The 15,977-nt window shown below is 68.3% G+C and carries 12 protein-coding genes; 9 read left to right on the top strand and 3 right to left on the bottom strand.

Going from position 1 to position 15,977, the window contains the following annotated elements:
• The first annotated feature begins 777 nt into the window (after positions 1-777).
• From V4U86_RS17470 to V4U86_RS17460, 3 genes are read left to right on the top strand one after another with little or no spacing between them, the layout of a single operon-like run.
• Positions 778-1,446, top strand: coding sequence for a hypothetical protein (locus V4U86_RS17470; RefSeq protein ID WP_395312094.1), 669 nt, complete (start codon positions 778-780; stop codon positions 1,444-1,446).
• Positions 1,443-2,021, top strand: coding sequence for a cytochrome c oxidase subunit 3 (locus tag V4U86_RS17465; protein ID WP_395307210.1), 579 nt, complete (start codon positions 1,443-1,445; stop codon positions 2,019-2,021). The genes V4U86_RS17470 and V4U86_RS17465 overlap by 4 nt, the downstream gene beginning before the upstream one ends.
• Positions 2,021-2,290, top strand: a complete 270-nt coding sequence (locus tag V4U86_RS17460) for a cytochrome C oxidase subunit IV family protein (RefSeq protein WP_395307209.1) — start codon at positions 2,021-2,023, stop codon at positions 2,288-2,290. Before V4U86_RS17465 ends, V4U86_RS17460 begins: the two co-directional genes overlap by 1 nt.
• Position 2,291: 1 nt before the next feature.
• On the opposite strand, the gene fni is transcribed toward V4U86_RS17460, so the two are convergent.
• Entirely contained in the window at positions 2,292-3,284 is a 993-nt protein-coding gene (fni, locus tag V4U86_RS17455; RefSeq protein ID WP_395312093.1) for a type 2 isopentenyl-diphosphate Delta-isomerase, read from the bottom strand.
• 113 nt (positions 3,285-3,397) lie between these two features.
• Here fni and ftsY point away from each other — a divergent pair, with 113 nt between their 5' ends.
• The 4 genes from ftsY (at position 3,398) to V4U86_RS17435 (ending at position 9,258) form a co-directional block, all read left to right on the top strand.
• Positions 3,398-4,792, top strand: coding sequence for a signal recognition particle-docking protein FtsY (ftsY, locus tag V4U86_RS17450; RefSeq protein WP_395307208.1), 1,395 nt, complete (start codon positions 3,398-3,400; stop codon positions 4,790-4,792).
• Between the two features lie 275 nt (positions 4,793-5,067).
• On the top strand, positions 5,068-6,312 hold the full coding sequence (locus tag V4U86_RS17445) for an ammonium transporter (protein WP_395312092.1): 1,245 nt from the start codon (positions 5,068-5,070) through the stop codon (positions 6,310-6,312).
• Positions 6,313-6,351: 39 nt separating this feature from the next.
• The gene (locus V4U86_RS17440) at positions 6,352-6,690 is read left to right on the top strand and encodes a P-II family nitrogen regulator (RefSeq protein ID WP_030133509.1); all 339 of its coding nucleotides are present in this window, start codon (positions 6,352-6,354) and stop codon (positions 6,688-6,690) included.
• A gap of 69 nt (positions 6,691-6,759) precedes the next feature.
• Positions 6,760-9,258, top strand: a complete 2,499-nt coding sequence (locus tag V4U86_RS17435) for a [protein-PII] uridylyltransferase (RefSeq protein ID WP_395307207.1) — start codon at positions 6,760-6,762, stop codon at positions 9,256-9,258.
• Here V4U86_RS17435 and V4U86_RS17430 read toward each other — a convergent pair.
• Positions 9,255-11,441: a molybdopterin-dependent oxidoreductase gene (locus V4U86_RS17430; RefSeq protein ID WP_395307206.1), complete on the bottom strand. Its 2,187-nt coding sequence runs from the start codon at positions 11,439-11,441 to the stop codon at positions 9,255-9,257. The two genes, V4U86_RS17435 and V4U86_RS17430, sit on opposite strands and share 4 nt — an antisense overlap.
• Before the next feature lie 93 nt (positions 11,442-11,534).
• On the opposite strand from V4U86_RS17430, the gene ffh reads away from it, so the two are divergent.
• Complete coding sequence (gene ffh / locus V4U86_RS17425) at positions 11,535-13,103, top strand: signal recognition particle protein (RefSeq protein WP_395307205.1); 1,569 nt, start codon at positions 11,535-11,537, stop codon at positions 13,101-13,103.
• Positions 13,104-13,105: 2 nt separating this feature from the next.
• Positions 13,106-14,173, top strand: coding sequence for an amidohydrolase family protein (locus V4U86_RS17420; RefSeq protein ID WP_395307204.1), 1,068 nt, complete (start codon positions 13,106-13,108; stop codon positions 14,171-14,173).
• 150 nt (positions 14,174-14,323) lie between these two features.
• On the opposite strand, the gene V4U86_RS17415 is transcribed toward V4U86_RS17420, so the two are convergent.
• The gene (locus V4U86_RS17415; RefSeq protein ID WP_395307203.1) at positions 14,324-15,928 is read right to left on the bottom strand and encodes a diflavin oxidoreductase; all 1,605 of its coding nucleotides are present in this window, start codon (positions 15,926-15,928) and stop codon (positions 14,324-14,326) included.
• Between the last annotated feature and the right edge of the window lie 49 nt (positions 15,929-15,977).

Below are 15,977 nucleotides of genomic sequence, written 5' to 3'. Positions count from 1 at the left end.
ACTCGGTGGGGGGTTGTTTTCGCAAGTGGAACCGTTTGGTCGGCTGCTGCGCGCATTGCATCTGCGACAGTTTCGTGCTGTCGTCGCACGTCTGCCGTCCATTGGGTGGACGGCACGGACGAATCGCGGTCGTTCCATCCCTGGCTCTCGATCTTCGCAAGATTGGTAGCAATCGGTCGCCAAGGGTCACACGTCGGGTCCTCGGTGATGATGCTTACCGGTCCAGTGTCATTCGCGCTGGCGATGTCACCGGCCGCTGGGGGAGTCCCAGTCGCGGTAGGTGGGCTGCCATCACCACCATCCCGGGTGAAAAGCAGTGTGGCGCCGATCGTTATCGCGATAACCAGAAGAACTGCGACACCGATCAACAACCACTTCAGGCTGTTGTTCTTTGGCGGCTGCGGCGGCGGCCCCCAGCCCTGCTGCGCCGGCCACTGCCCGGGTGGACCGTACGGCGGTTGACCCTGCGCGTAGGGCGGTTGTGGACCGGGCTGTGGCGGGCCCCAATTGCCCGGCGGCGGCGGATTCGTCACTGGCGCCACCTGTGATCATCGCGCGCAGTCATCCACCCACCCCCGTTGTCGTCGACTACCAGTCGATGCTATCTACATCACCCCGAAAATCATCGTAGGGGAGCCCGCGGCCTCCCCAGTGCACTTCTTTCACACGGAACGTTCCGCCGTTGTGTCAAAAGTGTCAAAACCCCACCCCTTGCCCGGTAACGTCCCCCTCGTGGAGCTGACCCTGCAACGCATCGGCGCCTGGTGCGGCACGATCATGATCCTGCTCTACGGCGCCAGCTTTTCCGGTATCGCGCAACTGTTCCCGCCGCTGTCGCCGGCCGCCTCCGCCGAAGAAATCGCCGCCTTCTTCGTCGACCACAAACTGTGGATCCGTTTCGGGGTCTCGGGCGCTCTGCTCAGCGCCGTGCTGGCGCTGCCCTTCCTCGCCACGATCATCCTGCGCATCCGCCGCGCCGAGGGCCGCTGGGGCATGCTGTCGATGACCCAACTGATGGCCGCCACGGTCTTCGTTCCGGCGCTGCTGTTCCCGCAGTTCTTCCTCGGCGTCGCCGCCTACCGCCCCGAGCAACGCTCCGCCGAACTCACCCAGGCGCTCAACGACGTCTTCTGGCTGTGGTTCATCGGAATCGTCGGCACGATCATCATTCAGAACCTCACCCTCGCGGCCGCCGCCTTCGTCGACAAGGCCGATCCACCGACCTTTCCGCGCTGGTACGGCTATCTGAACCTGTGGGTGGCAACCCTGTCGCTGCCCGGCTGCGTCGTGGTCGTCTTCAACGACGGCCCCCTGGCCTGGGACGGTGTCTTCGCCTTCTACATCCCGGGCCTCGTCCTGGTGGTCTGGCTGTTCTCCACCACCGCGGTCCTGCTCAAATCGATCAAGGCCGAACAGCAGGCCGAGTCCGTCCTGCAAACCGCGTGACCGCACCAGCGCCGCTGCGCCAGAAGCGGGTACCGGGGGAGAGCGGCACCTGGGTCTTCCTGTTCGGCGACCTGCTGATCTTCGGCGCGTTCTTCGTGACCTTCCTGGTCGCGCGTGCGACGGCTCCGGCAGTCTTCGACACCGCCCGCACCACCCTGCACATCGGCATCGGCGTCACCAACACCCTTGTGCTGCTGACGAGTTCGCTGTGCGTGGTGCTCGCCCTGAACGCGATGCGTATCCAACAGACGCGACTAGCCACGAAGGCCACCGGCACCGCGATGGCCTTCGGCGCGCTGTTCGTCGTCCTGAAGATCTCCGAGTACATCTCGCTGGGTGCCGCCGGACACGGACCCGGCGCCAACGATTTCTACCTCTACTACTTCATCCTCACCGGCCTGCACCTGTTCCACGTCTGCCTCGGCCTCGGCGCACTGACCTTCGTCCTGAGCCAAACCCGACGACCGGACCTAAGCCCCACCCGCACCGCGCTCGTCGAAGGCGCCGCCTGCTTCTGGCATCTGGTCGACCTGCTGTGGATCTTTCTGTTCGCACTGCTCTACCTGGTGAGCTGATGACCGTCCTGCAGCTGCTCAAGAACCGTGCCGGCGCCAGCTGGCTGTTCCTGGTCGCCGCGACGGTTGTGTCCTGGGCGGTCGGCGCCGAACACGGCACCGGCTCGATGGTGGCGGTCGTCGTCCTGGGCATCGCCGCGATCAAGGTCCGCCTGGTCGGCCTGGACTTCATGGAGCTGCGGCATGCGCCGACCCCGCTGCGCGCCGCCTTCGAGGCCTACTGCCTGGGCATCTGGGCGCTGCTGTCGGGCCTCTACCTATGGCTGTAGCTCAGACCGCATCCACGCCCACCGCGCGCAGCGCCGGCAGATCCGCCGCCCCGCACCCGTGCAGGCACACCCGCAACTCGGAAATGAACCGCTGCAACCACTCCTGCACCGCCGACGCCGATTCGATCGCTGGCATCAACAACGGATGCGCCACCGCCACCACATCGGCCCCCAGCGCCAGCGCCTTCGCGGCGTCCATCCCGGTACGGATTCCGCCCGAGGCCACCAGCGGCATCGTCGGCAGCACCGAACGCACCTCCACCAACGCCTGCGCGGTCGGAATTCCCCACTCGGCCAGCCCCAGGTCATCGATGCCGCCGTAGCGGACGAACTGCTCGACTCGCGCCCACGACGTCCCGCCGGCCCCGGCCACATCCACCGCCGCCAGCCCCATATCGGCCACCGACGCCGCGGCCGTCGCACCGATGCCGTGTCCGACCTCCTTGAGCAGCACCGGGTACCCGATCGCCCCTACAAGCTCCCGCAGCCGCGTCAACGACCCCCTGAAATCGGTGTCCCCGTTGCGCTGCACCGCCTCCTGCAGCGGATTGGTGTGCACGGCCAGCGCATCGACCCCGATCGACCCCAGCGCGTCGCGCAGCTCCGGCACCACCTCCGGACGCAGCTGGCCCATCCCGATATTGCCGATCAGCAACACCTCGGGGGCAACGTCACGCACGTGAAAGGTCGTGGGCCCGTTCTCGCCGAGCATGACGCGCTGCGAACCCAGCATCATCCCGATGCCCAACGCCTGCGCCGCCGATGCCAGATTGCGGTTGATGGTGCCCGACAGCTCCGAACCGCCGGTCATCGCGCCGATCAACACCGGGGCCTGCAGCCGCTTGCCGAGAAACTCCGCGCCGAGGTCGATGGTGGCCAGGTTGGTCTGGGTCAGCGCGTTGTAGGGCAGCCGGTAACGCTCCAACCCGGTGGTCAGCGTCTGGTACTGCACGGCCTCGGACAGGCAGACGTCGATATGGCGGCGCTTGCGCATCTGGATGCCGTCGTCGAAGTCAGGCCCGATCGTCACCCCGTCGACACTGCCACAGACCCGGCGGGCACAGCCTCGATAGCCTGCGCGACACCGGACCCTGAGACAATGGCCGAGTGTCAGATGCCTTATGGATCGCGCTTGCGGTCGTAGCAGTCCTGGTCGTCGTCGCCCTCGTTGTCGGGCTGGTGCGCTACCGCAAACGGCGAATCAGCCTGTCCGCGCTGGACACCACCACCGCGATCGACAAGTCCGGCGGCTATAAGGCCTCATCGGGCATCACCTTCAGCGGGCCGAGCACGGCCCCGCCGGCCGAGAAGGTCACGAAGGCAGACAAGCTCGACACCACCGGCCTGCCCGGTGTCGGCGATGACGCCGCCGTCCCGCGTGACGCCCCGAAACGCACCATCGCCGACGTCAAACTGCCCGAACCGCCGGTGGTCGAACCCGCGCCCACCCCGGTCGCCGAGCCCGAACCGACGCCCGAGCCCGAACCGACGCCCCAACCGGAACCCGAGCCCGCACCCGCCCCGACACCGGAGCCGGCACCCGAACCGACGCCCGAGCCCACCCCGACGCTGCCCGAGATCGAACCCACCGAAGGCCGCCTGGAGCGGCTGCGCGGGCGCCTCGCGAAGTCGCAGAGCACCCTGGGCCGCGGCATGCTCGGCCTGCTCGGCGGCGGCGATCTCGACGAGGAGTCCTGGGAGGAGATCGAGGACACCCTGCTGATCGCCGACCTGGGCCCTGTCGTCACCGAGAACGTCATCGCCGCGCTGCGGGCCAAGATGGCCAGCGCCTCGGTCCGCACCGAGGCCGACGCCCGCGCCGTCCTCAAGGAGGTGCTGGTCTCCGAACTGCGCCCCGATCTGGACCGCTCCATCCGCGCCCTGCCGCACGCCGACAAGCCGTCGGTGCTGCTGGTCGTCGGCGTCAACGGCACCGGCAAGACCACCACGGTCGGCAAGCTGGCCCGCGTCCTGGTCGCCGACGGGCGCCGTGTCGTGCTGGGCGCCGCCGACACCTTCCGCGCCGCGGCCGCCGACCAGCTGCAGAGCTGGGGATCCCGGGTCGGCGCCGACACCGTGCGCGGACCCGAGGGCGCCGACCCCGCCTCGGTCGCGTTCGACGCCGTCGACAAGGGCATCAGCAGCGGTGCGGACGTCGTCGTGGTCGATACCGCCGGACGCCTGCACACCAAGACCGGGTTGATGGACGAACTCGGCAAGGTCAAGCGCGTGGTGGAGAAACGCTCCAAGGTCGACGAGGTGCTGCTGGTGCTGGACGCCACCATCGGGCAGAACAGCCTGCCGCAGGCCAAGGTTTTCGCCGAGGTCGTCGACATCACCGGCGTGGTGCTGACCAAGCTCGACGGCACCGCAAAGGGCGGCATCGTGTTCCGGGTCCAGCAGGAACTGGGTGTGCCGGTGAAGCTCGTCGGACTCGGCGAAGGACCCGACGATCTGGCCCCGTTCGAGCCCGCCGCGTTCGTCGACGCGCTGCTCGGATAGCCGTTCTGCAACGCAGAAACACACGCGTAACAGACAACCGGAATCCGTTCACCCCAGCGAAACATCTGTGAACCACGGATGAAACGAGGGCAAAAGAGTCTCTTCGGGAGGCCGATTAGTCGGCGAAATCCCGAGGAGGTTCACACAAAGTGGTCTTTGCCTTAAGCGACGTCGTCACGGCTCTGCCGGACGATGCTTTCCTGCCGTTCGGCCCAGATGGATTGGACACCGGCAACACCGCCTGGGTCCTCATCTCGGCGGCTCTGGTGTTGCTCATGACGCCCGGCCTCGCGTTCTTCTATGGTGGCCTGTCCCGGCAGAAGTCCGTCCTGAACATGATGATGATGTCCTTCGGCTCGCTGGGCCTGGTCAGCGTCATCTACGTGCTGTGGGGCTACTCGATGTCGTTCTCGGCCGGCCACACCGGCGAGACTCCCGGTCTGTTCTTCGACAGCCCGTTCGCGCTGTTCGGCGTGAACCAGCTCACCGAGGTCCGTGAGATCGACGGTGTCGAGACCTTCGTCTCCGGCGGGTTCGGCTCGGTGCCGGCGATCGTGTGGGTCGGCTTCCAGCTCACCTTCGCCGTCATCACCGTCGCGCTCATCAGCGGCGCGGTCGCCGAGCGCATGAAGTTCGGCACCTGGCTGGTCTTCGGCGGCCTGTGGGTCACCTTCGTCTACTTCCCGCTGTCGCACATGGTCTGGGGTGGCGGCCTGCTGTCGGGCAGCGAGCAGGGCCTGGCCGCGAAGATCTTCGGCGTCGACGAGGAAGGTGCGGCCAACGTCGCACCGATCGACTTCGCCGGTGGCACAGTCGTTCACATCAACGCCGGTATGGCCGCACTGGTTCTGGCCGTGCTGCTGGGCAAGCGGGCCGGCTTCGGCAAGACCGCCTTCCGCCCGCACAACATCCCGTTCGTGATGCTCGGTGCCGCGCTGCTGTGGTTCGGGTGGTTCGGCTTCAACGTCGGGTCCGAGGGTGGCGCCGACATGCTGGCCGGCGTGGTGTGGGTCAACACCACCGCAGCCACCGCGGCCGCGATGCTCGGCTGGTTGCTGGTGGAGCGTCTGCGGGACGGGCACGCCACCAGCGTGGGTGCCGCCTCCGGTGTCGTCGCCGGTCTGGTCGCCATCACCCCGGCATGTGGCAACCTGACCCCGGTCTGGTCGCTGGTCGTCGGTGCGATCGCGGGTGTGTTGTCGGCCTTGGCAATCGGGCTGAAGTACAAGTTCGGTTATGACGACTCGCTCGACGTCGTCGGCGTGCACCTGGTGGCCGGCCTGTGGGGCACCATCGCGCTGGGCTTCTTCGCCACCGACACCGGCCTGTTCGTGGGCGGCGATTACAAGCAGCTCGTCATCCAGTTCGTGATCGCGGTTGTGGCACTGGTGTTCACCGCGGTGCTGACGGCCATCATCGCCTTCGTGGTCAAGCCACTAGGCTGGCGAGTCAGCAAGGAAGACGAGGCCACCGGCATCGATGAGACCGAGCACGCAGAAACCGCTTATGAACTCGCATGATCGGGAAGAATTGACTTCAGTCCTGGAAGGATCGACCAAATGAAACTGATCACCGCGATCGTCAAGCCGTTCACCCTGGAAGACGTCAAGACCGGCCTGGAGCAGACGGGCATCCTCGGTATGACCGTCAGCGAGGTGCAGGGCTACGGCCGCCAGAAGGGCCACACCGAGGTCTACCGTGGCGCGGAGTACTCGGTGGACTTCGTGCCCAAGGTTCGCGTCGAGGTCGTCGTCGACGACTCCGCCGTGGACAAGGTGGTGGATGTCATCGTGCAGGCGGCCCGTACCGGCAAGATCGGTGACGGCAAGGTGTGGGTCAGCCCCGTGGACACCGTTGTGCGGGTACGCACCGGTGAGCGGGGAGTCGACGCACTCTAATCAGCGCAAAGGGTCGTTTCCCGGCCAAATATGTGACCGTTCGAATGCTGGGCCGGGGGAGGAACCGAAATGACTGATCAGACACCAGATCCCGCTGCTGGAGCTTCCCAATGGAAGGCTCCGGCAGCGGGATCGCCGCGTCCGGCGACCGATCTGGCCGCGGCATCCAGACAACTGCTCGACGCCGGTGGTCGGCAACTCGACTCGGCCGCGTTGCGTGACGCCCTGCTCGACCTCAACGAATTCTGGTTGTCCGCCAAGGCCGCCGAGATCGGCATCACCCCCACCAGCGGATTCGCCATCGTGGCCACCGGCGGGCTCGGACGCGGTGAACTGCTGCCGTACTCGGACCTCGACCTCATGCTGCTGCACGACAACATGCCGGCCGATGTGGTCTCCCAGGTCGCCGAACTGCTGTGGTATCCGTTGTGGGACGCCAATATCCACATCGACCACAGTGTGCGCACGGTGCCCGAGGCCCTGAAGGTGGCCGGCGAGGACATCTCCGCGGGGATGGCCATGCTCGACGCCCGCCACATCGCCGGCGATGCCGAGCTGTCCGCCCTGCTGACCGGTGGAGCTCGCCGCCAGTGGCGCATCGGAATCGCCTCCCGCTACGAGGAACTCGTCGAACACACCCGCGCCCGCTGGGAACGCAGCGGGCAGATCGCACACCGCGCCGAACCCGACCTGAAGAACGGCCGCGGCGGTCTGCGTGACGTGCAGTTGCTCAACGGGCTGGCCATCGCCCAACTCGCCGATGTCTACCCGAGCCGGCTGCTGGCCTCACCCACCGGGACCCTGGGCGAGGCGCACCTGGCACTGCTCAATGTGCGCACCGAACTGCACCGGATCTCCAAACGGGGCCGCGAGCAGGTGCTGGCCCAGTACGCCGACGAGATCGGCGCCGCGCTGCGCATCGGGGACCGGTTCGACCTGGCCCGCACCATCTCCGACGCGGCGCGCACCATCAGCTACTACGTCGACGCCGGCATTCGCACCGCCGGAAATGCGCTGCCGCGCCGCGGGTTCGCCGCACTGCGTCGCCCGACCCGCCGGCCACTGGACGAGGGCGTGATCGAATACGGCGGCGAGGTGATCCTGGCCCGGGACGCCAAACCCGAACGTGACCCGGGCCTGATCCTGCGAGTCGCCGCGGCCTCGGCCACCACCGCGTTGCCGATCGCCGCATCCACACTGAGCCGGCTTGCCGGTGCGGCCCCCGAACTGCGCACCCCCTGGCCGCGCGAGGCGCTCAAGGACCTGCTGGTGCTGTTGTCGGCGGGCCCGGCCGCGGTCAACACCATCGAGGCACTCGACCGTACCGGCCTGTGGGGGCGGCTGTTCCCGGAATGGGGTGCGGTACGCGACCTCCCGCCGCGCGACGTCGTGCACATCTGGACCGTCGACCGCCACCTGGTCGAAACCGTCGCCCGGGCAAGCGCATTCACCACCCGGGTGTCCCGCCCCGACCTGCTGGTGCTCGGCGCGCTGGTGCACGACATCGGCAAGGGGCGCGGAGGCGACCACAGTGTCATCGGGGCCGAGCTGGCCGCCCAGATCGGCACCCGACTGGGGTTGTGGCCCTCGGACGTCGAGGTGCTGTCCAAGATCGTGCGCTACCACCTGCTGCTACCGGACACCGCCACCCGGCGGGATCTGCAGGACCCCAAGACCATCGCCGCCGTCGTGCACGCCCTCGGCGGGGACTATCAGCTGCTGGATCTGCTGCACGTGCTCGCCGAGGCGGACTCGCTGGCCACCGGGCCCGGAGTCTGGGGGGACTGGAAGGCCTCACTGATCGGTGATCTGGTGCGTCGCTGCCGGCTGGTGATGGCCGGGGAGCCGCTGCCCACCCCCGATCCCATCGAGCCCCGCTACCTGGAGCTGGCCGCCGACCGTGCCGTACACGTGGAGATGGTCGCCGGCGAGGGCCCGCACATCCACAACGTCACGATGATCGCCCCGGACCGCCGCGGCCTGCTGTCCAAGGCGGCCGGTGTGCTGGCCCTCAACGCGCTGCGTGTGCACTCGGCCTCGGTCAACAGTCGAGATGGGGTGGCCATCAACACCTTTGCGGTCTCACCGCACTTCGGCACCCCGCCGGCCGCCGAGCTGTTGCGTCAGCAGTTCATCCTGGCGCTCGACGGTCAGCTCGACGTCATCGACACCCTGGAACGCCGGGACTCCGAAAGCGCGGCCGCCGCTCCGCACCGGGCGGGGGAGACCCCGGCTTCGGTGCCGGTCACCCAGGCCATCGCCCCGCCGCGGATCCTGTGGTCCGAGGGCAACGCGCCCGACGAGTTCATCGTCCAGGTGCGCGCCACCGACCGGCCCGGCCTGCTGGCACGGCTCACCGCGGTCATCGAGCGCGACGGGCTCGACATCAACTGGGCCAAGGTGACCACCCTCGGTTCGGTGGTGATCGACGTCTTCAGCATCGGGGTGCCCGCGGGCAGCACCGAGGTGGACGCGGTCCGGATCGCAGAGGCACGCGCGGAATTCGAACGCGATCTGCTGGCGGTGCTGCCGGCCCCACCGCCGAAGCCGGTCGCCGAGGCCAGTTAACCGGCGGCACCGACCGTCACCCAGGTGTTGTTCAGCGCCGCGGTGCCGGTGAAGGTGTCGACCTGGTCCGGGTCGTGCAGGTCGTTGACGTTGGCGCCGGGCAGCGAATCGGCGTGCTGCCAACCGGTGTTGCGGTGACCCCAGCCATGCGGCACCGCGACCGTGCCGGCCCGCAACTCGTCACTGACCTCGAGCGCGACCTCGATCTGACCGACCGCGGAGGTCACCCGCACGGTGTCGCCGTCGGTGAGCCCGCGTGCGGCGGCATCGTCCGGATGCATCAGCACCGTGCACCGGTTGTTGCCGCCGGTCATCGTCGGCACATTGTGCAGCCAGGAATTGTTGCTGCGCAGATTACGTCGCCCGATCAGCTGCAGCCGGCCGTCCCCGGGGTCTTCGGCACGGGCGGCGAGGCGGTCGGCGGCGTCGGCGACGAACTCCGCAGGCGCGAGATGCACTCGCCGGTCGGAGGTGGCAAGTACCTTGTCCAGCCGGGGCTGCAGCGGTCCGAGATCGATGCCGCCGGCGCTGTCGCGCACCGCGCGCAGGGTGATGCCCTTGCGGCCGCGCCGTAGCCGTCCGTACGGGCCGGTGGCCAGCGCCGCGGCGGTGACGCGCAGCGGGTCGGCGAACGCGATCAGCCGTTCGCGCACCGGTGCGGTGAGCTGGCGCAGCGGGGCGGGCAGCAACTCGAAGGTCAATCGGCTCAGGATCTGCCAGTCCTCCAGCGCGCCGGCGGCCGGTTCGAAGGAGCGGTGCTGGTAGCGGATGTTGTTGCGCACGCTGAAGATCGTGGTCAGCAGGGCGACGTCCTCGCGTTCCAGCGGGGAGACCGGCGGCAGGATGAAGTCTGCGTGCCGGGTGGTCTCGGTGATGTACATGTCTACGGCGACATACAGATCCAGCTGCTCCAGCGCCTCGTCGAGGCGGCCTTTCTGCGGGATCGAGGACACCGGATTGCCGGCGTAGGTGATCAGCGCCCGGATGCGTCCCGGCCCGTCGGTGAGCATCTCGTCGGCCATCGTCACGGCGGGCAATTCGGTGCGGAACGCCTTGTAGCGGCCGGACCGGTCGGTCCACCAACCGTGCCCCACCGGGATGTAGCGGGCCAGCCGGGGCACGTCGACGACCGGGGTGGAGAACATCGTGCCGCCGGGGCGGTCCAGGTTGCCGGTGACGGTGTTGATCACCATCACCAGCCAGCTGACCAGGGTGGCGGTCTGCTGATGGCAGATGCCGATCCGGGCGTAGATCGCCGCCGACTCGGCCGCGGCGTGCTCGCGGGCCAGGGTGCGGATCTGTTCGGCGCTGACCCCGGCCCGGGCCGCCACGCTCTCCGGTGTGGCGGATGCGACCAGATCGGACAACTCCGCCCAGCCAGAGGTCAGGTTCTTCACAACGTCTGCGTCGCAGAGGTTTTCGGTGACCAGTACGTGCAGCATGCCCAGCAGCAGGTAGAGGTCCCCGCCCGGGCGTACCGCGACATGCTGGTCGGCGAGCCTGGTGGTCTCGGTGCGCCGGGGATCGATGACGACGACGGTGCCGCCGCGGTCCCGCACGGCTTTGATGCGTCGTTTGGCGCCCGGCATGATCGACAACGACCCGTTGGACACCGCCGGGTTCGCACCCAGGATCACCAATCGGTGGGTGCGGTCGATGTCGGTGATGGGCACCAGCACGTTGGAGCCGAACACCCGCCACGCCGCGTACTCGTGCGGCATCTGGTCGATCGAGGAGGCCGAATAGAAGTTCGGGGTGAGCAGCGCGATCCGCAGGGCCAGCCCGTACAGCGCGCCGGAACTGTGTGCGGCCGGGTTGCCGAGGTACATGCCGAGTGCCCGGAAGCCGTGCCGGTGGCGGACACCCCGCAACCGGGCCCCGATCTCGGCGAATGCCTCGTCCCAGCTGACCGGCTCGAAGGAGTCCCCGACCCGGCGCATCGGGGTGCGCAGCCGGTCCGGGTCCTGATGCAGGCCGCCCATGGCCGTGGCCTTCGGGCAGATGTAGCCCTTGGACAAGACGTCGTCGGGGTTGCCGGCGATCCGGCTGACCTGGCCGTCCGTGACGGTCACATGGATGCCGCAGTGCGCCTCGCACAACGTGCACTGGCTGCGGTGGATGGTGCCGGCCGGTTCCTGGGCCCGGCCGCGCACCTCGGGCAGGGGGACGTCGATCGCTGTCATGAGGGCTCCCGCCAATCTGTCATCGTGCGTTGACAGATTAGCGTCACCGGCTCGCCTGAGACCAGAGTTCGGCGCGACCGTTAGGCTTGTCAGGTGTTTGAATCGCTGTCTGACCGGTTGACCGGTGCACTGCAGGGGCTGCGCGCCCGGGGTCGGCTGACTGACGCCGATATCGACGCCACCGCGCGGGAGATCCGCCTGGCCCTGCTCGAAGCCGACGTGTCGCTGCCGGTGGTGCGCGCCTTCGTCGGCCGCATCAAGGACCGGGCCAAGGGTGCCGAGGTCTCGGCCGCGCTCAACCCGGCCCAGCAGGTCGTCAAGATCGTCAACGAGGAGCTCATCGGCATCCTCGGCGGTGAGACCCGCCAGCTCGCCTTCGCCAAGACCCCGCCGACGGTCATCATGCTCGCCGGCTTGCAGGGCTCCGGTAAGACCACGCTGGCCGGCAAGCTCGCCCGGTTCCTCAAGGGACAGGGCCACACGCCCCTGCTGGTCGCCTGTGACCTGCAGCGTCCCGGCGCCGTGCACCAGCTGCAGATCGTTGGCGAACGCGCCGGGGTCGCGGTGTTCGCGCCGCATCCGGGGGTGTCGCCCGACGGTGTGACCATCGACCAGATGACCACCGGCGACCCGGTCTCGGTGGCCGCCGCCGGTCTGGCCGAGGCCAAGGCCAAGCACTACGACGTCGTCATCGTCGACACCGCCGGCCGCCTCGGCATCGACGAGGAGCTGATGAACCAGGCCGCGGCCATCCGCGACGCCGTGCAGCCCGACGAGACGCTGTTCGTCCTGGACGCCATGATCGGTCAGGACGCCGTCACCACCGCCGAGGCCTTCGGCTCCGGTGTCGGCTTCACCGGTGTCGTGCTGACCAAGCTCGACGGCGACGCGCGCGGTGGTGCGGCCCTGTCGGTCCGCGAGATCACCGGCGTCCCGATTCTTTTCGCGTCCGCCGGCGAGAAGCTGGAGGACTTCGACGTCTTCCATCCTGACCGGATGGCCAGCCGGATCCTGGGCATGGGCGACGTGCTCACGCTCATCGAGCAGGCCGAACAGGTCTTCGACGCCGAGCAGGCCGAGGCCGCCGCCGCCAAGATCGGCTCCGGCGAGCTGACCCTGGAGGACTTCCTCGAGCAGATGCTCGCCATCCGCAAGATGGGTCCGATCGGCAACCTGCTGGGCATGCTGCCGGGCGCCGGCCAGATGAAGGACGCGCTGGCCGCCGTCGACGACAGCCAGCTCGACCGGGTGCAGGCCATCATCCGCGGCATGACACCGGCCGAGCGGGCCGACCCGAAGATCATCAACGCCTCGCGCCGGCTGCGTATCGCGAACGGTTCCGGGGTGTCGGTTTCCGAGGTCAACCAGCTGGTCGACCGCTTTTTCGAGGCCCGCAAGATGATGTCCCAGATGGCCGGCCAGATGGGTATGCCGTTCGGGCGCAAGAATACTCAGCGAAAAGCCGCCAAGGGCAAGAACAAGCAGGCCGGTAAGAAGAAGGGCAAAGCGGGCAAGGGCCCGACCCAGCCGAAGAACCCGCTGGGCGCCGGCCTGCCCGCCGGCTTCCCGGATCTGACCGGCATGCCCAAGGGGCTGGACGAGCTGCCGCCGGGGCTGGCCAACTTCGACCTGTCCAAGTTGAAGTTCCCGGGCCAGAACTAGCCATGGCGGTACTGCACCTGCGCGGCCGGGGACTGCCCGACGGCGAACAGGTGCAATGGTGGGTACACGATGGTGTGCTCTCGGCCGAGCCGATCGCCAACGCCGACACTGTTTTTGACGGCGGCTGGATCATCCCCGGCCTGGTCGACGCGCACTGCCACGTCGGGCTCGGTCCCGGCGGAGCGACCAGCTTCGACGAGGCGATCGAACAGGCCGAGACCGAACGCGACGCCGGCGCGCTGCTGCTGCGCGACGCCGGTTCGCCGGTGGACACCCGCAGCCTCGACGACCGCGAGGATCTACCCCGCATCATCCGGGCCGGTCGGCACCTGGCCCGGCCCAAGCGCTACATGCCGGGCCTGCCGATCGACATCGAGGACGAATCGCAGCTACCGGAATACGTGGCCCAGCAGGCCCGGTTCGGCGACGGCTGGGTGAAGCTGGTCGGCGACTGGATCGACCGCGGCGTCGGGGACCTGGCGCCGTTGTGGTCCGACGATGTGCTGGTCGAGGCGATCGCGACGGCGCACGCCAACGGTGCCCGCGTCACCGCGCACGTGTTCGGCGAGGATGCGCTGCCCGGTCTGATCAAGGCCGGCATCGACTGCATCGAGCACGGCACCGGCATCACCGACGACACCATCGAGTTGATGCTCGAACACGGCACCGCGCTGGTGCCGACCCTGATCAACATCGACAACTTCCCGGGCATCGCGGACGCCGCCGGCAAGTACCCCACCTACGCCAGGCACATGCGTGAGCTCTACGCGTCCTGTCGACCGCGTGTCGGCGCGGCCCACGACGCCGGGATTCCGATCTACGCGGGGACCGACGCCGGCGGCATGATCGCCCACGGCCGCATCGGCGACGAGATCGACGCGCTGCGCGGTGTCGGGATGAGCCCGACGGATGCGCTGGGTGCGGCGAGCTGGAACGCCCGGGCCTGGCTGGGCCGCCCCGCGCTGGAGCACGGGGCGTCGGCGGATCTGCTGTGCTTCACCGAGGATCCGCGCGAGGTCGGGGTGGGCGACCCGGACCTGGTGATGTTGCGCGGCCGGGTGTGGGGCTGACTGGGACAGCCGCGGGTCTACCCCGATTCAGTTTCGCGAGACAATCCGTGTCCAGCCTGAACCCTGGGACGGAATTCGTGCTCCAGACCTACGTGGCCGCCGTTTCGCGAGCGCAGCCTCGTCGAGACGGAAACCTCGGATGCCGACGGCTCAGTACACGTCGCGGACGTAGCGGTGGCTCTTGATCAGCTCGTTGACGTAGCTGTGGGCGGCCGCTGCGTCCATGCCACCGGCCCGGGCGATGACCTCGTGCAGCGCGGCATCCACATCCTTGGCCATCCGCTCGGCATCGCCGCACACGTAGAGGTGCGCGCCGTCCTGCAGCCAGTCGAAGAACTCCTGCGCGTTCTCCTGAATACGGTGCTGCACATACACTTTCGAATCCTGATCGCGGGAGAATGCCACGTCCAGCCGGGTGAGCACACCGCTGTCGGCGAAGTCCTGCAACTCGTCCCGGTACAGATAATCGGTATCGCGGCGCCGGTCACCGAAGAACAGCCAGGACCGGCCGGTGGCGCCGGTGGCCTTGCGCTCCTGCAGGAAAGCGCGGAACGGCGCGATGCCGGTGCCTGGGCCGATCATGATGATCGGGACGTCCCCGGCGGGCAGCCGGAAATGGTTGTTCGGGCGCAAATGCACCAGCACCTCGGCGCAGCGGTCGGCCAGATACGTCGAGGCGACACCGCCGTGCCGGCGGCCGGCGGCGTCGTAGCGCACGCTGGCGACGGTGAGATGGACGCTGTCGGGATGGGCCAGCGGACTCGACGCGATCGAGTAGTCGCGAAACTGCAGCGGCCGCAGGGTGTCGACGACCTCGTCGGCCTTCAGGTCGGCCAGCGCCACGATATCCAGGACGTCCTTGCCGTACAGCCACGACCCCTCGGTGCCGCCGTGGGTGTCCCCGGTGCGCAGGGCCTCGGCGACCGCCTGATCCGAGGTGCGTGCGGCGGCCAGCGTCAGCAGCGCGCGTGACGGCGTGCGGATCTCCAGATCCTCGGTGAGCAGCGTCCCCAGCGGCTTGTCGTACCCGGTCACCGGGTAGTCGGCGCCGACCCCCAGTTCGTCCAGCAGGGCCGTCACCAGTGCGGGATCGTTGGTGGCGTGCACGGCGATGGAATCACCTGCCTGATAAGCGATTCCGGTGCCGGTGAGATCCACCTCGTAATGCCGGACCTCCTTGTCCGAAGCGGTCGAGTTGAGCCAGCGGTTCACCGCCAGCCGGGCGCGCACCGGGACGTTGCGTTCCCGTGATTGGGCCCGCTCGGCGACCGGGGCGGGTTCGGAGGTGGGCATGCCCTGTTCCGCGGTGAGCTGCTCGATGAGCTCGGCGGTCCAGGCCTTGGCCGGCTCCTCGTAGAAGCCGTCCACGTCGACGCGGTCGGTCATCCGGTGCGCACCGAGCGCCTCCAGTCGTTCGTCGAGCAGCTTCCCGGCATTGCAGAACAGCTCGTAGGAGCTGTCACCGAGAGCCAGGACGGCGAACTTGAGGTGGTCGAGGCGGTCGGTGTCCGCGCTGATGGCCTCCCAGAACAGGGTGGCCGAATCGGGGAACTCGCCCTCGCCGAAGGTCGACACCACCACGATGAAGTGGGAGGTGTCCGACAGCTGTGCGAGTTCGACCTGGTTGAGTTCGACGGCTTCGACCTCGATGCCGATGGTGGCGACCGACTCGGCGAACGTCATGGCCGCGTCCTCGGAGTTACCCATATCGGTGCCGAACGCGACGATGAGCGAGATGTCGGACTGGCCGGACACAGTGTCCCCCCTGGTCGGTGCGCGCGACCGGATGCCGACGCAAGTTAGG

Source organism: Mycobacterium sp. AMU20-3851 (assembly GCF_043974665.1).
Lineage (GTDB): Bacteria > Actinomycetota > Actinomycetes > Mycobacteriales > Mycobacteriaceae > Mycobacterium.
This window is presented reverse-complemented; position numbering and strand designations above follow the sequence as displayed.